General features: G+C 71.6%; 19 protein-coding genes and 1 pseudogene. 10 read left to right on the plus strand and 10 right to left on the minus strand.

The window, feature by feature from the left end; all coding sequences use genetic code 11:
* Positions 1 to 333: ATP-binding protein (locus OO47_RS29645; protein ID WP_033210745.1), on the minus strand; the 333-nt coding region annotated here is incomplete at its 3' end.
* 168 nt (positions 334 to 501) lie between these two features.
* Here OO47_RS29645 and OO47_RS29650 point away from each other — a divergent pair.
* A complete protein-coding gene (locus OO47_RS29650) occupies positions 502 to 870 on the plus strand; it encodes an STAS domain-containing protein (protein WP_030221555.1) in 369 nt (122 codons plus the stop codon).
* A gap of 1,123 nt (positions 871 to 1,993) precedes the next feature.
* On the opposite strand, the gene OO47_RS29655 is transcribed toward OO47_RS29650, so the two are convergent.
* On the minus strand, positions 1,994 to 2,608 hold the full coding sequence (locus OO47_RS29655; protein WP_033210738.1) for a DUF6461 domain-containing protein: 615 nt from the start codon (positions 2,606 to 2,608) through the stop codon (positions 1,994 to 1,996).
* A 349-nt stretch (positions 2,609 to 2,957) separates the two neighbouring features.
* Here OO47_RS29655 and OO47_RS29660 point away from each other — a divergent pair, with 349 nt between their 5' ends.
* Positions 2,958 to 3,641 carry an HNH endonuclease family protein gene (locus OO47_RS29660; protein ID WP_030221550.1) on the plus strand — a complete coding sequence of 228 codons (684 nt, stop codon included), beginning with the start codon at positions 2,958 to 2,960 and terminating at the stop codon, positions 3,639 to 3,641.
* 362 nt (positions 3,642 to 4,003) lie between these two features.
* Here the strand turns inward: OO47_RS29660 and OO47_RS29665 are convergent, their stop codons facing one another.
* From OO47_RS29665 to OO47_RS29675, 3 genes are all read right to left on the minus strand, one after another.
* Positions 4,004 to 5,206 (minus strand): NAD(P)/FAD-dependent oxidoreductase, encoded by a 1,203-nt coding sequence (locus tag OO47_RS29665; RefSeq protein WP_030221547.1) that lies wholly within the window; start codon positions 5,204 to 5,206, stop codon positions 4,004 to 4,006.
* A 135-nt stretch (positions 5,207 to 5,341) separates the two neighbouring features.
* Complete coding sequence (sigJ, locus tag OO47_RS29670) at positions 5,342 to 6,292, minus strand: RNA polymerase sigma factor SigJ (protein ID WP_030221545.1); 951 nt, start codon at positions 6,290 to 6,292, stop codon at positions 5,342 to 5,344.
* 525 nt (positions 6,293 to 6,817) lie between these two features.
* Positions 6,818 to 7,567 (minus strand): ZIP family metal transporter, encoded by a 750-nt coding sequence (locus tag OO47_RS29675; protein ID WP_030221541.1) that lies wholly within the window; start codon positions 7,565 to 7,567, stop codon positions 6,818 to 6,820.
* Positions 7,568 to 7,772: 205 nt separating this feature from the next.
* On the opposite strand from OO47_RS29675, the gene mscL reads away from it, so the two are divergent.
* Complete coding sequence (mscL, locus tag OO47_RS29680) at positions 7,773 to 8,216, plus strand: large conductance mechanosensitive channel protein MscL (RefSeq protein ID WP_030221538.1); 444 nt, start codon at positions 7,773 to 7,775, stop codon at positions 8,214 to 8,216.
* Between the two features lie 62 nt (positions 8,217 to 8,278).
* Here the strand turns inward: mscL and OO47_RS29685 are convergent, their stop codons facing one another.
* The 3 genes from OO47_RS29685 to OO47_RS29695 all read right to left on the minus strand — a co-directional run bounded on the left by OO47_RS29685 (position 8,279) and on the right by OO47_RS29695 (position 10,965).
* Complete coding sequence (locus OO47_RS29685; RefSeq protein WP_030221534.1) at positions 8,279 to 8,833, minus strand: tellurite resistance TerB family protein; 555 nt, start codon at positions 8,831 to 8,833, stop codon at positions 8,279 to 8,281.
* 467 nt (positions 8,834 to 9,300) lie between these two features.
* The gene (locus OO47_RS38530; RefSeq protein WP_267883727.1) at positions 9,301 to 9,432 is read right to left on the minus strand and encodes a hypothetical protein; all 132 of its coding nucleotides are present in this window, start codon (positions 9,430 to 9,432) and stop codon (positions 9,301 to 9,303) included.
* Between the two features lie 519 nt (positions 9,433 to 9,951).
* Positions 9,952 to 10,965, minus strand: a complete 1,014-nt coding sequence (locus tag OO47_RS29695; RefSeq protein WP_078490034.1) for a LysR family transcriptional regulator — start codon at positions 10,963 to 10,965, stop codon at positions 9,952 to 9,954.
* Between the two features lie 160 nt (positions 10,966 to 11,125).
* Here OO47_RS29695 and OO47_RS29700 point away from each other — a divergent pair, with 160 nt between their 5' ends.
* Together OO47_RS29700 and OO47_RS29705 are read left to right on the plus strand one after the other, a co-directional pair.
* Complete coding sequence (locus OO47_RS29700) at positions 11,126 to 12,364, plus strand: hypothetical protein (protein ID WP_030221524.1); 1,239 nt, start codon at positions 11,126 to 11,128, stop codon at positions 12,362 to 12,364.
* A 29-nt stretch (positions 12,365 to 12,393) separates the two neighbouring features.
* Positions 12,394 to 12,891 (plus strand): hypothetical protein, encoded by a 498-nt coding sequence (locus OO47_RS29705; protein ID WP_030221520.1) that lies wholly within the window; start codon positions 12,394 to 12,396, stop codon positions 12,889 to 12,891.
* Between the two features lie 169 nt (positions 12,892 to 13,060).
* On the opposite strand, the gene OO47_RS29710 is transcribed toward OO47_RS29705, so the two are convergent.
* Entirely contained in the window at positions 13,061 to 13,678 is a 618-nt protein-coding gene (locus tag OO47_RS29710) for a class I SAM-dependent methyltransferase (RefSeq protein WP_051716344.1), read from the minus strand.
* Between the two features lie 291 nt (positions 13,679 to 13,969).
* Here OO47_RS29710 and OO47_RS37045 point away from each other — a divergent pair, with 291 nt between their 5' ends.
* The 5 genes and pseudogenes from OO47_RS37045 (at position 13,970) to OO47_RS37445 (ending at position 17,323) form a co-directional block, all read left to right on the plus strand.
* Positions 13,970 to 14,107: a hypothetical protein gene (locus OO47_RS37045; protein ID WP_158708718.1), complete on the plus strand. Its 138-nt coding sequence runs from the start codon at positions 13,970 to 13,972 to the stop codon at positions 14,105 to 14,107.
* Between the two features lie 362 nt (positions 14,108 to 14,469).
* Positions 14,470 to 15,960, plus strand: coding sequence for a phosphatidylinositol-specific phospholipase C domain-containing protein (locus OO47_RS29715; RefSeq protein ID WP_030221514.1), 1,491 nt, complete (start codon positions 14,470 to 14,472; stop codon positions 15,958 to 15,960).
* A 163-nt stretch (positions 15,961 to 16,123) separates the two neighbouring features.
* Positions 16,124 to 16,309, plus strand: a complete 186-nt coding sequence (locus tag OO47_RS38225) for a DUF11 domain-containing protein (RefSeq protein ID WP_051716343.1) — start codon at positions 16,124 to 16,126, stop codon at positions 16,307 to 16,309.
* Positions 16,310 to 16,634: 325 nt separating this feature from the next.
* Positions 16,635 to 16,769 (plus strand): annotated as a pseudogene (locus OO47_RS38230) (hypothetical protein); the annotation flags it as partial.
* 407 nt (positions 16,770 to 17,176) lie between these two features.
* Entirely contained in the window at positions 17,177 to 17,323 is a 147-nt protein-coding gene (locus OO47_RS37445; RefSeq protein ID WP_167345360.1) for a hypothetical protein, read from the plus strand.
* A gap of 109 nt (positions 17,324 to 17,432) precedes the next feature.
* Here the strand turns inward: OO47_RS37445 and OO47_RS29725 are convergent, their stop codons facing one another.
* Positions 17,433 to 18,347: a hypothetical protein gene (locus OO47_RS29725; RefSeq protein ID WP_030221511.1), complete on the minus strand. Its 915-nt coding sequence runs from the start codon at positions 18,345 to 18,347 to the stop codon at positions 17,433 to 17,435.
* Between the last annotated feature and the right edge of the window lie 135 nt (positions 18,348 to 18,482).

The raw sequence follows: 18,482 nt of genomic DNA on the forward strand, positions 1-18,482 counted from the left end.
ATCCGCGCCGCGCACCACCGGAACGGCCGGGTCGCTGTCCCACACCACGACGTCCACACCGTCGGCGCCGACGCGCAACTGCATCAGGACGGGCCCCAGGGCGTACTTGTGGGCGTTGGTGACCAGTTCGCTGACGACCAGCTCGATCGACTCGCGCACCCGCTGCGACACCTGCAGGCCGCACTCGGTGCGCATCCGGTCCACAAAAGCCACGGCGTGACGCCTGGCGACCCCGATACGGCCACCACCGCCCTCCAACGTGTAATCGGCGCGCGCCAGATGCCCTTCCGAAAAGGGCTGGGCACCGCTGTCATAACCGGCATCGAGTTCCACTGGATCCGTCCTCCCTCACGTTCACGCAGCGCGGCTACCCGGCCGGATGATCCTTAAATCGACGCAGATCGATCATGCCGCCGTCCGGGTGTATCCGGTGTTGACCCGTGAGGCAGAATCGTCCGCATGGACCGGGCCCGGACAAGCCTGAGTGGAGTTGATGAGACCATGGTCGGCAACGAGAGAACGGACCACGCCGAAAGGCTGTCCGTAGCACACCGCATGGTCGACGGCATCCGTGTCGTGACCCTGCGAGGGGAGATCGACCACACCGCCAAAGGCATCCTGGCCGATGTCCTGGTTCCTGAGGGCGATGCGGCGCTGCCGCCCAGGGTGGTGGCGGATCTGGAGGGCGTGACCTTCATGGACTCCAGCGGCATCAACTCCTTCATCCTCGCCCACCAGCACCTGACCGCCGCACATGGCTGGCTGCGCATCGCCGGCGCCCAGGAAGCCGTCCGGCGCGTCCTGGGCCTGATCGGTGTCGACACCGTCATCAACTGCCGTCCCACCGTCGAACAAGCCCTGAACGGCTGATCCGCAGCACACCGTGACATGCCAGGCAGGGGCAGCCACCCGGGACATACGGGCGACCGCCCCTCTTGGGTACGCCGGGTGGCGGAGATCGGCGCCGCCGTGCCGGACGCGCTGACCGGGGCGCACGCGGCGCAGATCGTCCACCGCGACATCAAGCCGGGCAACGTGCCCCTGGCCAAGGGCCGGGTCGTCCTGGCCGACTTCGGCATCGCCCACCTCGCCGACGCCACGACCGAGCTGAGCCGCAGCGGGATCGTCATCGGCACCCCCGCAGTACAAGCCGCCGGAGCAGTTCGACGGCAAGCGCCCGACTCCCGCCGACGGCCTCGGGGCACTCGGCACCGCCCGGTGCCACGCCGTCGAGGGGCGCCTCCCGTTCGAGGCGGAGGGTCTCCACGCCCTCGCCGTGGCCGTGTTCACCCGTCCGCACCGGCCGCCGGTCCACGCGGGCCCGCTCGCCCCGCTGCTGGACACGCTGCTCGCCAAGGACCCGGCCGAGCGCGCGGGCGCCGCGGAGGCGACCGGGGTGCTCCAGGCCGTACGAGGGGCTCCGTCCCCTCCTCCACCGGCCCGGACCGCGGCCCCGGTTCCGCGCGGGAAGCCGAACCGGGCAGTGGACCGGAACCCGCTCCCGGCCCGAAGGCGACTCCGACGCCGGACACACCGGTGGCACCCTCCTCCGCCCCGACGATGCCCGGGCGGGCCCCTCATCGGCACCGTCCGCACCGACCCCTATCGTTCCCGGCTCCTCTGGGGGCGGCGCGAGCCCCGCGCGTCACCGCGTGCCCGGCCGGCCGGGCACGCCGCCGGTCGTCGCGGCCCCGCACGAGCGGCCGCCCACACTCGACGCGACGGCTCCGCCGGAGCGGGCCGACCGGACGTCCGGGGGCCCCGGGCCCTCACCCGGCACTCCGCAGTCCTGGGGACGGCACTCGCCGTGCTCGCCACGGGCTCGCTCCTGACCTGGTCCCTCACCCGTGACGCCGACCCGCGGGGCGGCGGGTCGGCGGCCTCCTCCCTCACGGTGCGGATAGGGGTGGGCGCGCCTCTCAGCGACGGACTCTCCTCGATGGGCGTCGGCATACGGGCGTCGGTGTCAGGAACTCCGCCGCGATCCGGAGATTCAGCCACACGTCCCGCTCGCCTTCACCGTGGCGCAGGTGAACGTGGTGTCCTGTAGCAGCGCGGGGGTGAGGGCGGCGCCGGTCAGGTGCTCGGCCAGAGCGAACGCCGCGGGTGAGGACAGATCCTTCTCCGGATCGTCATCGTCGAAGTGGAAACCGATCCGGCGCATGACGTCGAGGAGTCCGTCGGGCTCTGTGCCCCAGCGGTCCTCGGGGAACATGGGGTCGAAGCACAGGCGCAGGACCTGGTCCTCCGCCCAGAGGAACGTGCCGACACCGTTGATATTGACGAAGTGCGAGACCCAGTTCGCCCCGGCGGAGGCCGGCAGTGCCTGTTCTTCGGTGACCCCGAGGTAGCCGTTGGGCTCGATCAGCAGGGTCCAGTCGTCCACCGTCGTCATGGCGACCAGCTGCCGGTCCTCCCCCGGGTCGTACTGGACGAAGGCGGCGTCGACGACTGCGGCGATGCCCTGCAGGGGTGCCTCCGGCCGTCCTTCGAGCCGGGACATCAGTTCAGCGGGCGACAGCCCCCGTACCAGGGTGAAGCAGTACGCCTCGGCGATGTCTGGAAAGTCGTCCTCGAACCACGCGTAGTCCGCTCCCGTCTTCGTCATACCGCCCATCCTCGCCCCTACGTCTGACAGCGGACGACGACCGGGCGTCGGCGAGGTGGGAAACGGTCTCCGCCGGCTTGGGAAGCGATCTTCGTACGCCTCTGGAGCGCCTGGTCGGACGTACTCGTGAGCACCCCGCCCGCACCAGCCCCCTGCACTACGAGCACCTCAGTCGCTGCCCGGTTGGCCGGACCGGTCAGTGTGGGACGGCCTCGTACGGTCTCGTCCTCGCGGGTGAACCCGAAGCCCCGAGGCGGAGCGTTTCTTCAGCGAATCCCCGCGCCACGCCCAGTCGATGAGCGTCCCGGCCCAGGCGTGTCCGGGGGCCGGATCCGCTATGCCTACGGTCGTGATCACGAACATGCTGCGCGGCGCCGCCGCGTTCTGCCTCGCCCTGACCTCGCTCACCCTCCCCTCCCCCACCGCGACCGCGACCGCGACGAGGGTGCCTACTCCGGAGGTGCTCCCGCTGGAGGACGCCGTCGGCCGGCTTCCCGTCGCCGAGGAGGACCGCACCGGCTACACGCGCGACTCCTTCCAGTACTGGAACACCGGTCTCGACGCGGCCGACGGGTGCAACACCCGCGACGAGGTCCTCCTCGCCGAAGCCGTCCAGGAACCGACCGTGACGGCCGGCTGCAAGCTGTCCGGCGGGAAGTGGGGCTCCTACTACGACGGCGTCGAGGTGGGCGGGGCGGACAAGCTCGCCATCGACCACATGGTCCCCCTCGCCGAGGCCTGGGAATCCGGCGCCGGCGCCTGGGACGCCAGGCGCCGCGAGGCCTACGCCAACGACCAGGGCGCCGCCGCCTCGCTCGTCGCGGTCACCGCGCGCACCGTCCGTTCCAAAGCCGACCAGGACCCCGCCGCCTGGGTGCCGCCCCTGCCCGAAGCCCACTGCCGCTACACCGGTGAATGGACGGCCACGAAACTGCGCTGGGGCCTGGCCGCCGACCAGTCCGAGGCCGAGGCGCTGAAGGTGTACGCCGAGGCCTGCGAAACCACCATCGTCCACTACAACCCCGCACCGTAACCCGGACGCGTGGTCGCGTCGTGCCCCGTGCCGGGGTACCGGGTACGGGGCACGACGCGGACCGTGAACGGGGTGGCGTGCCGCAGCGCAGCCGAAACCGGAGTCGACGAGGTCCGGCGTCCACGCGCGGACGCGGACCGCCTTCACGGGCAACACCTTGACGTCGCACACCGGTTCGCCTCCTCCCTCTGGACGGGCGAGCCACTTCTGTGGAGGATGCGTCGGCGATGCCAAGGTGCCGGCATGACGACCTCCAGCAACCCACGTCCGGCCCCGTCAGCAGGATCGGCGGAGGGCGTGCCGGTGCACGGAAAGGGGGCGTCCCCGCCTCGTGCGAGTGGGGGCCCGTCTTCCGCACCGGATCACGCGGCTCCCACCGCAGCCGCCGGCTCGCGCTTCATCCGCCGCCCCCGCGCGAACACGGTGGCTCCCGGGTTGGCCACGGACCAGGCCGCTGCCTTGCAAACCAGTTCCTTGTAGTACGCCGCCGTCCGGCCGGTCAGGACCCAGTCCTTCGCGGTGTCGTCGGCGTCGACGAACTGGATCAGCCCCTCCTTGCGGCCCAGTGAGATGCACTGGTTGAAGTAACGCAGTGGCACCTTCGGCTGCTTCAGGCCCGTCAGCTCTGCCGCGATGGCGTCCACTGCCTGCCAGGCCATCGGGGTGCCCGTGGCGCAGCTCATGCGCAGCGGCTTGCCGGCGCTGCCCATCGCGTAGCCCGCGTCGCCGCCCACGTAGACCTCGGGGTGCGAGACCGAGCGCATCATGCCGTCGACCACGATCTGCCCGTTCTCGGTCACCCGCAGGCCGCCGGCCTCGGCGATCGGGTGGGTCGCGAAGCCCGTGGTCCACACGGTCGCATCGGTCGCGATGGCCTTGCCGTCCGCGGTCTTCACCCGGTCCGCTTCGACGGCGGTGACCGTGGTGTGCTCGTACGTCGTGATGCCGAGCGCGCCGAAGACCTTGCGCACGTGTGCTGCGCCCTTCCGGCTCAACCAGTCACCGAGCCCGCCGCGTGCGACAAGGGCGACATCGAGGTCCGGACGGGATTCGGCGATCTCGGTGACGGCCTCGACGCCAGTGAGTCCGCCGCCGACGACCAAGACCCTTCCGCCGGGGCCAAGGGACTCCAGACGCGAGCGAAGCCGCAGCGCACCGGCCCGGCTCGAGATCTCGTGGGCGTACTCGACGGCCCCCTGGACCCCGTGGTCCTGCCAGCGGCTTCCGAGAGCGTAGAGGAGGGTGTCGTACACGAGCTCCTCCTCGCCCGCGGCGCTCTCGACCCGTACGGACCTGCGGTCCGCTTCGACGGCGGTCACCTTCGCGAACTTCAGCCGTACACCGCTGCCCTTGAACATCGCGTCGAAGGGCCGGTGCCTGAGTTCCCGGCCGACGGCCAGCTGGTGGTTGCGGACCCGCTCGACGAAGTCCTCTTCGGCGTCGACGAGTGTGATCTCGACGTCGTCGCGGTGCAGTCGCTTGGCGAGACGGCCCGCTGCGGAGGCTCCGGCGTAGCCGGCGCCGAGGACGAGGATGCGGTGCTTGCGGATGGTTCCAGCAGTCATGGTCCTGCTCCTGTTCTCACGCGGCCCGGCCGCTTTCAGGCTCCGCTCTTTCACGGTCACGCCCCTTGAACCGGGCAGCCTTCGGATTCCTGACGAGAGCCGGATGTGACCCGCACCACACGTGCCGCTGTGCGCCTACCAGCCGGTCAGCGCCAGCGGCTCTCCCCGCCCGGCCGATGCCCAGACCTCGGTGGCCCGGTGCAGCTTGTCGGGGTTGACCTGGCTGCGGACCGCGACGATGCCCTTCTCGCTGCGCTCCAGGCACATGATCCCGAAGACCCGTCCCCCGACCACGACGACGAGGGCCGGGGAGCCGTTGGCCGTCGTCGCGTAGACCTCCGGGGCGGCGCCGCCGAGCATGCGGCGCTTGCTCTCGGCCGGCTTGAACAGTCCGCGCATGAACTTCGCCACCGCGAGGGCCCCCTCGAACGGCGTGGCCTTCGCCGGGACCTTTCCGCCGCCGTCACCGACCGCGATGGCGTCGGAGGTCAGCAGCTTGACCAACGGCTCGATCCGTCCGCTGGTCGCCGCGGCCAGGAACTCCTCGACGATCCGCTTCGTCGCGGCCTGGTCGACCTCGGTGTGCGCCCTGCCCCCGGCGAGGTGCTTCTTGGCCCGTGAGAGGATCTGCTGGCTCGCGGCCTCGCTGATGTCGAGGATCTCGGCGATCTCGCGGTGTCCGTACGCGAAGGCCTCCTTCAAGACGTACACCGCACGCTCGTTGGGCGTCAGCCGTTCCATCAGTGTCAGTACGGCGTACGAGACCGATTCGCGCTGCTCGGCCGTGTCGGCCGGGCCGAGCATCGGGTCGCCTTCGAGCAGGGGCTCGGGCAGCCACTGGCCGATGTAGGTCTCGCGGCGGACGCGGGCCGAAGCGAGCTGGTTGAGGCAGAGGTTGGTGAGCACCTTGGTCAGCCAGGCGTCGGGGACCTCGATCCGCCCGACGTCGGCTGCCTGCCAGCGCAGATACGTCTCCTGCACGAGGTCCTCGGCTTCGGCCGACGAGCCCAGCATTCGATAGGCGATGGCCTCCAGGCGGGGGCGGGCGGCCTCGAAGCGCTCCACATCGGTCATCGTCAGCGGCATACGACCGATCGTAACTTGATCTTCGGCCTGCGCGGCGGGGTCGTGAGGTGGTCGGTCGCCTGTCCCGGAGGCGTGGTGGCGCCTGTCCTGCGGGGGGCGAGTGGATTTCGGTGCCCTGGCCGGGCGGGGTGTCGGCCCCTGCCTTGTTCGGCACGACGGTGGCAGGCGGCGTCGGACCGGACGGTGGCCGCTTCGGCGTTCGGCGTTCGGCGTTCGGCGTTCGGCACGACGGTGGCAGGCGGCGTCGGACCGGACAGTGGCCACCTCGGCACGGGCGGCGGCAAGCTGCGCGGCGAAAACCCTCGGGGCGCCACAGGCGGTGGCGTTCTCGGACGGTGCGGTCGCGTGATCGGCCGGACAAGTTCTGACGGGCCGCGTCCGACAAGGGGTCGTGGCCCGGGCAGGGCGGGCGCAGGGACGGCGCCGGGACCCGGTGGTGGACGCGGTCGCACGGCCGACCCGTCCACGGCTCCTCCGGAGAGGCGCGCCTGACGAGCAGATGGCGGCTGCTCCCCGGGAGGGCCCCTAAAGGTGGGCCAGGGCGAACGCCGACAGGAAGCCGATCACGGTGACCGGTCCCGTCAGCAGGTGCACCCTGCCGTACGCCTCGGGGATCATCGTGTCCGCGATCATCGCCAGTATCGCTCCTCCCGCCACCGCCGTGATCGTCGCCATCACCGCCGCGGACGCACCGCCCAGGAGGGCGTAGCCGGCCAGCGCGGCCAGACCGCTGACCACGGCGATGCCTCCCCACAGGGCGAACACGTATCCGCGACCACGCCCGGCGGCACGCATCCCGGCGGCGCTCGCGAGCCCCTCGGGCAGGTTGCTGATGAACACCGCCCCCACCGTCGCCACTCCCAGATGCCCACCTCCCAGCAGGCTGGTACCGATGACGACGGATTCCGGGACGCCGTCCAGCAGTGCCCCCAGGGCTATGGCGTTGCCCGATCCCGGCGCCTCTTCCTCGGAGGGCTGCTGCTCCCCGGAGCGCTTCCTGTGCCGCGCGCCGCGCCGCGCCAGGAGGGCGTTGGCACCCGAGTACACGACGGCACCGCCGACAGCGCCCGTGACCACGGGCACCATGCCGGAGCGCTCGTACGCCTCGGCGATGAGCTCGAACGACACCGCGGCCATCAGGACACCGCTGCCGAAGGCCATGACCAGAGCGATCAGCCGGAGCGGCACCCGCACCAGCGTGCCGACGGCCGCCCCCACCAGCAGGGCCGCCCCCGCGAACAGGCCCCATCCGCCCGCAACCAACGCTCCCGCCACAACCGGCCCCTCTCGCCATCGTCCACAGACGCGGCCCTCCTACCCGCCGGACAGCAGAGCAACGGACCAGAAGGACGGCTGACGCCGACACGATCCCTTCCGGCACCCGGCAGGTATGGGCGGGGCGCGGCCGGGCATCCGGGCAAGGAGCCGGCCGCACTCCCGGGCCGCCCGTCGACGTCGAGGAACTCCGAGGAGCGAGAAGGTGAAAGGATTCCGCAGTTTCATCCTGCGCGGGAACGTGGTCGACCTGGCCGTGGGCATCGTCATCGGGGCGGCGTTCACCGCGGTCGTCAACGGCTTCGTGAGCGCCTTCCTGACACCCCTGGTCGGGCTGGCCGCCGGCGCCACCGGCGACATGAGCCGCAAGACCTTCACCGTGGGCGCCACCCAGTTCCCCTACGGCGCCTTCATCAACGCGACGATCAGTTTCGTGCTCCTCGCCAGCGCCCTGTACTTCCTCGTGGTGCTGCCGATCAACAAGCTGCACGAGCGTCTCGCACCGCACCAGGACGTCCAGGCGCCCAAGCGGGACTGTCCCGAATGCCTCAGCCCGGTCCCGGCCCGGGCCCGCCGCTGCGCGGCGTGCACCGCTCCCCTGCCCGCGGTGCCCGTCCAGCCGGGAGACACGACCCGGCGCATCGAGTAGTCGGCGGCCGGGGTCGCGCCCAGGTCGGGGCGGACCCGGTGAGGTGGAGGGGGTACGGCAGGTCAGAGGCCGAAATCCGCAGCCGTCAGGCCGAGCGCGGCACACGCCTCGCGGATGATCTGCTCCTCGGCAGGATCGATGAAGCCGTCCGCACCCGCGATCACGAGGCCGGTCTGGATGACGGCCCGCGCCTCGGTGGGCTTCTTCGCCACCTTGACGACCTCTTGGAGCACTGCCGCCTTGCCCATGACGAAACCGGCCGAAAGCTGGTCGACGTGCTTGTTGAAACGCTGGCGGAGCTGGTCGGCGGGGAAGTTCTGAAGCACGTCATTGGTGAGGATGAGCGATTCGACGTGCCGGCGCTCGGCCGGATCGACCCGTCCGTCGGCGGCGGCCACCAGCGCGCACATGGCCATGGCGGCGTCCCGGAAGCCGCCGCTCCTCAACTCCGTCTTCAACGACGTGAGCTGCGACTTCAACGCGTTCACGAGCTCCGCCCTGGAACCACCCGCGGACCGTGCGCCGGACGGTCCGGGGCCGCCGGAGCCGCCGCGCACCCCTTGGGCCTGCTGCAGCCCCCTGGCCGCCTGGTCCTTGATCCGATCCCACATCGCCACTCGTGCCACCTCGACCTCTGTTGCATCTTCCCTCGCCGGGCACGCATCATCACGCGCCACCCCGCCAACGCCTCCACGCACCGCGAAGTTCCACACCGCGGGACCGGCCACGGGCAGGGGGGTGCCGTCAGGCGCCGCATTCGCCCGCGCCCACGCCGGGTCCAGCCTCCGGTTCGGGCCGGGTTCGGGGAACGGCACCGGGGTCTTTGTCCGCGAATCGGAGGAGGCGGTGGCCGACACCCCCGTGGTCCGTCTTCACCCGCGGCGGTCGGATCTGCCTGTTCTCCATCACCCGGGTGCCGGCCCTGGTCCCATGGCGCCGGACGGCGGACGGCGACGTCGGCGTCGAGGCGAGTCCCTTCGTCCGGGTCTCCTCAGGGATCGGTGTGCCCGCCGCCGGGGCGTCCCGGCGGTCGCGATCGCCGCGCGTCCACCCTGGGCATCGCGGCCGCGGTCCTGCTCGCCTTCTACGACGTCAGCGGCCTCTTCGGCATCATGATGCCGATCGTGAGCTCCGCCGTGGTGCCGGTGCGGCTGCTGATCCTGGCCTCGTACGTCGCCTTCCGGCACCACCGCGCCGCGTACCCCGGGGAGTTCACCGGTTTCTCCGTCCGGGGCGGCGACAAGCCGGCGGTCGTCGCGGGGCTCGGTGTCCTCGCGGTCGCGGTGACAGCGGTAAAGGCGCCCGGCATGCGGCAGGCGGCCGTCATCGGCATCGTCATCGGCATCGTCTTCACCCTCGCCCTCCTCACCTGTTACGCCCTGACGGCACGGCGGCGGCGACCCTGGTCTTCCGCGGGCCGGAAGTGCCGTTCGGACACGAGGCGAGGCGTTCAAGGATCCCGTCTGCGGCCCTGGTCCGGACGGAGGGCCCCGGGTCGGTGTTCCTGGCGGCGATCCGGGTCCGGATGCCGTTCTTCAGGGCTCGGACGGTCTCGTGGACGCCTCGTCGTGTCTGCTGTGTTCGTCGCCCCGGCGAACAACCGCTCGACCGGGTTGAGCCAGGACGATCGCAGGTGGAGCCGGCGACGTGCCGGCAGCCAGGTCCTTGCTGCCGGGGGCTCGTGGATGGCGCAGGCGTCCAGCACCAGGTGGACCGCCGGAACCCCGCGCCCGGATCAGCTGCGACCTGCGACGTGGGGCCAGTCCCCCTCCCGGTTCCCGCCCCGGACTGTTTCCCGGCCCCGCGCCGATGCCACGTGTCCGGCAGCTGCCACCACTGCCTCGACGAGCGGTTCCGTGCGGTTCTCCCTCAGCCAGGCGAGGCCGGCCGTCGACGGGGGCAGGTCCGTGACCTCCACGTAGCGGACGCCGGGGCGCGGGAAGAGGGCGCGCGCGGCGGCCGGCAGGAAGCACATGCCCCTGCCCTGGGCCACGAGGTGCAGCAGGCCCTCCAGGTCCGAGGCGACGGGTCCGTAGCGGACCGGGGTGCCGTCGGGTCGCGGGTCGACTGCCCAGAAGTCCCACCAAAGCCGTGGCACCTGCGGCGGGACGTCGATCACCGGGTGGCGCGCCAGCTCGGCGAGGGCGATCCGGTCGCGGTCCACGAGCGGGTCGCCCGCGGAGAGGCAGGCCAGCCGCGGCTCCGTGGCCAGGTGTTGCACCTCGACGCCGGGCGGGACCGGTGGACGGAGGAAGGCGACGTCGACGTCATGGCGGAACAGGGCGTCGAAGTGGTCGGCGAAGTGGAGGCAGCGCACGTCGACCTGGACCAACGGGTGCCGTTCGTGGAGCAGACGCAGGACGGCGTGCGTGTAGGGCATCGCCGCTTCCGCGCCGATGGTGCCGACGACGAGCCGTCCGGAGAGCCTGCGCGCCTGGGTCGAAGCGCTGCGGCTCAGCCGGTCCATGGCCACCACCACACCGCGCGCGTCCGCCAACAGCACCCGGCCCTGCGGGGTGAGCGTGACGGCCCGGCTCGAACGGTCGAACAGCCGCACCCCGAGGCGTCTTTCCAGGTCTCTGATCTGCTGGCTCAGCCCTGACTGCGTGATGAACAGCCGGGCGGCGGCGCGCGAGAAGTGGAGTTCCTCCGCGAGGACGACGAACAGCCGGAGTTGATGGGCGCTCGGCGTCCGCGGGTCGGGACCCGTCGGCGCGGTGCCTTCGGCGGCCGTTTCGCCAGTAACCATGATGAATCCCTTATCGATCGTCTTTCATGTCGCATGGCCACAAGTGATGACATGAACAGAGTGCGAGTGGAAGGCTCGGCTCTCAAGCGACGCCCCGTGACAGCTCCTCGGTTCCGCAGGGGCGTCCGGCCATTGCCTTCTCGACGACGGGGGCCGAAACATGTCCGTGAGACGAGCGGTGGCGATGTTCGCCGCCCTCCTGGCCGTGCTGTTCGGCGCCGGCGCCGTTCAGGCGTCGCCGCCGCAGGCCGGCGCGCCCGTCCGCGCGGTGCGGAGCGCGCCGCCTGCGGCCGAGGCCGCGAGGGAACCGACGGGCGGCCCCGTGCCGGTCACGCCCGCGGGCCCCCGGGTGCCGGCGGGGGTCACGGCGGGAGTGGCCGTGTTCGACCGGCAGACCGGAACGTTCACCGAACAGCTCGACCCGGCCGCCACGTTCCGGTCGGCGTCGGTCGTCAAGCTCCTGATCGCCCTCGACTTCCTGTGGAGCCGCAATCCCGACACCGTCCCGGTCGCCGACCGCACGCGGCTGGATGTCATGCTCCGCAGCAGTCAGGACGCGGCGGCCAACCACTACTGGTCGGCCTACGGCGGGCCGGCGATCGTCGAGCGCATGGTCACGCGGCTCGGGCTCGCCGACACCGCTCCCCCACCGGCAGGCCACGAGGGGTACTGGGGCTACACGGCCATGTCGGCCCGCGACACCGTGAAGACCTACCAGCACATCCTGGAATCCGCTCCCGCGCCGGTTCGTGACTTCGTCATGGAGCGTCTGCGCCGGTCGACCCGGTGCGCGTCGGACTCCTTCGACCAGCATTTCGGCATCGCCGCCGCGTTCGACCGCCCGTGGGCCGTGAAACAGGGCTGGTCGGGGAGGTACGCGAAGGGGAACTGCGGCCCCGTGAGCACCACCGCGGCCGACGGCACCGACGCCTCGGCCCCCGCGTCCGCCGGCGCGGGTGACGCCGGCGTCGACCTGAGCCGGCCGGCGCTGCACACGACCGGCACCGTCGGAGCCGGTGACCGTTCGATCGTGGCCGTCCTCACTCTGCACCAGGACGGCACGTCGTACGGAAAGGCGTACACCGACCTCGGCCGGCTGACCCGTTCCCTGAACGTTCCCGGGGAAACTACGCCGAAGGGGAAGTGGTACGGGACGTGGGGTCAGGACGTCGCCGTCCGGAAGGACCCGGTCGTCGGGGACAACCTGCTGACCCGGCTCCCGGCCGGCGTGGAGGTGCTGGTGGGCTGCCAGAAGAAGGGGCAGCTCGTCTCCGTCCCGCCGTACACCAACGACTGGTGGGCGTATCTGCCGCAGTACGGGGGCTACGTCACCAACATCTACATCAGCCACCCGGACGACCGGCTGCCGGACGTACCGCTGTGCACGAGTCAGAAGTGAACCCGGGAATTCCCGGAGAAGGAGTGACGATGTCGCGTACCTGGCGTTCCACCCTCGGTGTGGTCGGTGCCCTCCTGTGGTTGCTGGTGTCCGCCTTCGCGGCGGGCCCGGCCCAGGCGACGGCCCCGGACGGGCCTCGCGGGGACGGCGGCCGCACCATGGTCATGCCGCCCGCGCCCCGGGGCGAGGGGCCGTCCCCGCGTGCCGTGGCGGCCGTGTCACCGACCGTCTCGCCCTGGGCGGACTACGTGCACACGACGTCGGGCAGCCCCGTCACGTGCGCGTCGGGGAATCTCTGCACCGGGGTCTGGGACCCGGTGGTGGGCAAGTACAAGGTCTTCTTCCTCTACCGCTGCCACCAGTACTCCCTGTCCCACTGGAACGGCGTGGGACAGGTGGTGAACAACCAGGTCGGCGCCGCCGCGTTCTTCTACGGCCGGAACGGCCAGGTGCTGGACGTCGTCCTGCCGGAACCCACGCCCTTCACGTACGACTGGACGCCCGTGTGGTCCATCCGGAACTGCTGAACGGCGCGCGTCGACACCGTCCGGCGGTCGCGGTCGCCTTCGGCGGCCCCGGTCACCGGGCGGCCTGCGTGACCACCCGGGACAAACCGGCCGGGGCCGCGGAAGCTTCCTCGACGAAGGTGGCCGGCTCCGCGACGGCGATCGCGCCGCCGCTCACGACCGCCGGCCCTCAGCTGCCGGCCCCGCTCCGGGCGCGACTGAGGACCCAGACGCCGTAGGCCTCGTTCGCGGGGTGCAGCTGGTAGGTGCCTGCCCGCAGATCGACGCGGAGCCCGGCGGCCGTGAGGTCTGCTTCGAACCCGGCCGGGGTATAGGCGTGAGCGTGCGGGGGCCGGTCCTGAAGGTGAAAGCCGATCAGGATGCGGCCGTTTTCGCCGAGAACGGCGCTCATCGCACGCAGGGCCGCGCGTTCGGTGCCCTCGGCCAGGTAGACCATGACGTTGCCCACGCAGACGACCAGGTCGAACGGGCCGTCCTCGGGGCCCAGGTCGAGGATGTCGCGTTCCTGGATCGGCAGCCCGGGGTAGGTCTCCCGCGCCTGCCGTACCAGTGCCTCGTCGGGCTCGATCGCGACCACGTCGTGCCCGCGGCGCAGGAGCGCTGCGGTGACCCGGCCCATGCCGGCACCGGCGTCGAGCACTCGGGCGCCGCGTGGCAGGAGCGTGTCGGCGAGCCGGGCCTCACCGTCGACGTCCTCGCCGGCGGAGACGAGTTCGGCGAACCGCTTGCCGTAGTTTCCGCTGCTGCCCGCCTCCTGCCAGCGGGTCCGCCGCGTCGTCATCGGCATGGTCCCGCGTGTGCCGGAGTGGTCCTGTTCATGCTCCACATCCTAGGACCGGCGGCGTACACGGGAACGTGGCCGACAGGAACTCTGCGGCCGAAGATCCTCTTGACGACACGATCGGCCGATCCGTGCGGCGCTACGGTGGCGGATCAGCGGGACACGGGTGCGGTCGGGTGCCCGTCATCCGGTCGCCGCTTGAGTCCGGGGCGCCCGTGCGGTTGATCGGGGAACCGCGGCGTCGGGCGTGGAACGGGTACTGCGCAGGTCGCGGGACCAGCGGTCGGATCGGGGGGCGTGGACGTGTCGCCCGACGCCGGGCGCCTCCCCCCGCCGGAGCGGATCACCGCGAACGCCCGCGCCTACGTCGAGGGCGCCGCCGGCGAGCTCCTGCGGATCGTCTCCCGCAGATACGGACTCGACGCCGGAGCGTGAACCGGGGGGATCGGACCGGATGATCGGGTTCCGACCGGTCGCGTCCCTACGGCTCACGCGACCGGCACGTCTTCTCCCGGACACCGATCGGCGGCCCGGGGGCTCGACGGACCGCGTCCGTCCAGTCGGTCTCCTTTCGCGCGGCGGGAGCACGCGGGAGGACTCCGTCCCGGGCGGGGCGGGCGCGGGTCCGCTCCCGGAGGATTCGCTTGCGCCGTGCGGGGCGGGGCGCAAGCGGAACGTCAGCGGGACGATAGCGGCGGAGGACAGCCTGGGCCGTACACCGTTTCGCATTCGGACAGGAGTCCCATGTCTCTGACCGCCCGCCGCACCGTCGGCACCGAACCCCGTCGGCGCGCTTGATGACGGTCTGCGTCGCGCTGGGTGCGGCACTGCTGACCCCCACCCCCGCCGGGGCGGCCGGGTCGACCAACGGGGACGCCCACAAGAACCTCGGGCAGGCGGACCGGGCCGAATGGATGTGGGGCGTCGCGAGCGACACCAAGCTGTCGGCGATGTCCATCCCCGGCACCCACGACACGCTCGCCATCCACGGCGGTGCGGCCGTGGAGACGCAGGAGGACTACGGCGACAGCGCGCAGACGCTGACGGCGCAGCTGGAACGCGGAATCCGCGCCATCGACATCCGGGTCCGCGCCATCGGGGGGAAGTTCACGGTCCACCACAGCGCGTACTACCAGAAGGCCAACTTCGACGACGTCCTGCAGAAGGCGCAGGACTTCCTCGAAGCGCATCCGCACGAGACGATCGTGATGCGGCTGAGGGCCGAGTGCGCGTACGAGAATCCCGGCGTCGCCAACTGCACGAACGACCCGAAGACGGTGAAGCCGGCGGACGTCAGGAACATCTTCGCCGGTTACGTGAAGGACGCGCGGTACCGGAACCTCTTCTACACCGACTCGGTGACGGGCGCCGGTCGGATCGCCGCCCCCACTCTGGGACAGGTCCGCGGCAAGCTGGTCCTGGGCAGCTTCGACAACGTCGACAGCGACGGCTACGGGATCAAGACCTTCAACGACTACAAGGAGGACACCTACAACGCCTCCTCCATCCCGGAGAAGTGGAACCTCGTCAAGGCCAACGTCGACAGGGCGATGGCCAGTGCCTCCCCCAACGACCTGTTCCTGACGTACTCGTCCGCCAACAAGGCCCCCGGCGGGGGGTCGCCGCTCTACTACGCCGGCGGTTACACGAAGGTCCAGAACGGGGTCAGCACCGAGGTCCCGGGGGTGAACTACCACCTGATGAAGCACCTCGACAACACCAGGGACCGCGTCGGCATCATCATGACGGACTTCCCCGGCTGGGGTCTGGTGAACGCGATCATCGACCACAACGCCCCCTTCGCCGTCGAGGGCGGCAACCGGATGATCTGGACGGTCAACGACGACAAGACCTACGTCAACAGCCTGAACAACCGCTGCATGGTGCGGGGCCCGGAGCTCGACAGTTCCAAGACCGGCGGCCTGGTCACCCAGCGCGCGTGCCAGTCGACCCCGCCCAGCAGCCACCAGTGGGGGGCCGAGAAGCCGTCGTACGACGGCAAGGGCCATTACTGGATCAAGGCGAGCAACGGCAAGTGCCTGACCGTCCCCTACAACGACGGCACCCCGCCCGGCTCCGGCACCCAGATGTTCTGGTGGGACTGCGAGACCCGCTGGTTCTCCGGCAGCCAGCTGTGGAACATCGTCCCGGTCAAGCTCGCCACCCCGACCGGGTCCCGGCCGGCCTACACGTTCATCAACAACTGGACGGGCAAGTGCCTGTCGATAGACCCGGACACCACCACCGAGCCGACCGGCAAGGTCGTCCAGGAGACCTGCCCCAAGTAAGCCCCACCAGCAGCACGCATGTCTGCGGGCCGTTCCTCCTCCTCCGGGAGGGACGGCCCGTTCCCGTCCCTCCCGCACCTGCCGAGCCGGCGGTCGGACCCGGCCGCCGGGAGCGAGCCCCCGTCGGGGACCTCTGCGCCAAGACCTCGCATCCAGAACGCGTGTGCGCCAACTTCACGGCATCCGGTTCCCCCTTCTCGGTACGTACTGGATCACCGCCGGGAACGAGGGGGGCGGGGACGCCGAGCGGCTCGTCCTGACCGACCCCCTGCCCTCGGGGACGACGTACGCCCGGTTCGTTGCGGATCGTCGACGGCTCGAACGCGGGCGCGAAGACCGGCCGGGCTGACGACGACCAGGCCACGTACGACGCCGGGACCGACACGGTGGTCTTCCGGCTCGGCGCCGGCGCCTCGGCGTCACAGGGCGGCAGTCCGGCCGGTACCGACGTCCTGCCGAGCGGCACGACCGTCGAGTACCGGGTCGGGCTCGGGCGGGAAACGGCGGGCACCCTCGTCACCGACACCGCTGCGGCGACCTACGAGAACTGGCTCGGTCCGACTCCGGAGCCGCCGGCGTCCACGTCGGACGAGGCCGTGCCCGAGGTCGGGCCGGCGGCCGATCCGACCGTGGTGAAGGCGGCCGACGCGACCACCGACACCGTCGGGCAGACGGTGACCTACCGCTTGGGCGTCCACAACGCCGGACCCGGTCCGGCGACCGGGGTCACGGTCACCGACCTGCTCCCGAACGGGCTCGTGTTCCTGTCCGCCGACACCGCCTCAGAGACCTACCTTCCGGAGACCGGAGAGTCGTCGATCGGTGAGGTGGCCTCGGGCGCCCGCGCGGTCCTCACCCTGCGGGCAAGGCCATCGGGCCCGAGCGCGTCACCAACACCGCCGTCGTCAGGGCCGCCGAGAAGGATCCCGATCCGGCGAACAACACCGACTCCGTCACCGTCTGCGTCGAGCCCGCGTCGGCCCGTTGCACCCCCTGCGTATCGCGCGACTCGCCCCGTGCGGAATCACATCCGGCCCCGGGGGCCGGTGGCCTCCCGGGGCTCGGGGCCCGCCGGTCCGGGTGCGCTCCGAGTGGCGGCGGAGCCGGGAGCCCGGGACACGGGGACGGCGCGGGGTCGGGCGGTCAGGGGCGTCCCGGAGCCGCTTCGGGCCCGCGATCCTCCTCCGACGGCGCGGGCCGCTGCCACGACCGGAGCATGCCTTCCGCTTCCCTGCTCATCGCCCGGGCGGCCCTCCGCGCGTACGCGCAGCGGCACTTCCCGGGGCAGGTCGTCGACGGGCTGCCCGGCATCGACGGCCCCGTTGACGAGCGGGTTCCAGGTGTTCCGGATCAATCCCCGTGAGCCCGGCGGGCGGCGGCTGTATGTGACGTCCGGCTGCCGGGCCGCGCCCAGGGAGGTTCGAGCACCGCACCGGCACGCCACGGGGGCCTCCGGAAGCGCTGGCTCGGGTTCACAGCAGGCCGCCGAGCGCGGGTGGATCGTTGATGAACCGCTGGGGCTCTTCGTCCCGTTCCGCGGTGTGGGGCGCGGCAGGTTGCGACGAAGCCCGTGGAGGCTCGGCGAACGGGTGCCCGTGAGGCAGTGCGCTCAAGCCCCCCAGCGCAACGGCGAGGAGCGCTCGGGCGTCCTCGGAGACGGGTGCCGCCGCGCGGGCGGTCCGCGCTGCGGCCTTGCCCGCCTCGGTGACCGTCGCCCTCTGCGCCTGGACGGCGGGCCTGCTGAGTACGGGCAGGACCGCGAGAGCGACGATGCAGAGCGCGAGCAGCAACCAGAGCTCGGACAGCTGAGCCGTGACGGCTCCTGCGACCAGGGCTCCGGTCAGCAGGCGGGACCTCAGGCGGTAGGCCCTTGCGCGCGTCTCCTTCCAGGCGGTCGCCCGCGGTGAGCCGGCGGTGATGCCCCCGGGCAGGCCCCGTTCACGCAGCAGGCCGTCCGTGACCAGACGCTCGTGCAGTGCCCGCCACGGCGGGGCGGACAGGTCGTAGGGGCCGAAGGAGGTGGAGAGCCGTCCGCGTCCCTCGGCCAGCAGGTCGAGCAGTACGGCTTCCACCTCGTCACGCGGCTCGGGGTCCTCCACCCGGAACCCGTACCCGTCGTATCCCCTGCCCAGCAGCGTCAGCCGCTGCTCGGCGTGCATCCGCACCAGAGCCACCCCCAGGATGTTCCCGGGGCCGAAACGGTTCTCGATACAGGCCAGCTCGTACAGGGACAGCCGCTGTGCCGACGGCCGGCCCGGGCCCGCGCCAGCGGCCAGCGCACGCCACGCGCGCTCCTCGGCCGACCGGAAACAGACCATCACGACCGCCGAGAACACCGCCACGTAGATCCCGGCGACCACGCCGACCCACACATCGACCACGACCACCCCGGCCCTCCCCCGACTCGCTCCCCGGACGAAACCCTCGTCCGGGGGCCAGGTGTGAACTGCCCGCTTCCGGCGCTCCTCACGCGTCGTCCGTCCGGCCCCGTCACGTGCGCGACGGCGATCCGGGCGGAAGGG

It is taken from the genome of Streptomyces bikiniensis (genome assembly GCF_000716625.1).
Lineage (GTDB): Bacteria > Actinomycetota > Actinomycetes > Streptomycetales > Streptomycetaceae > Streptomyces > Streptomyces bikiniensis.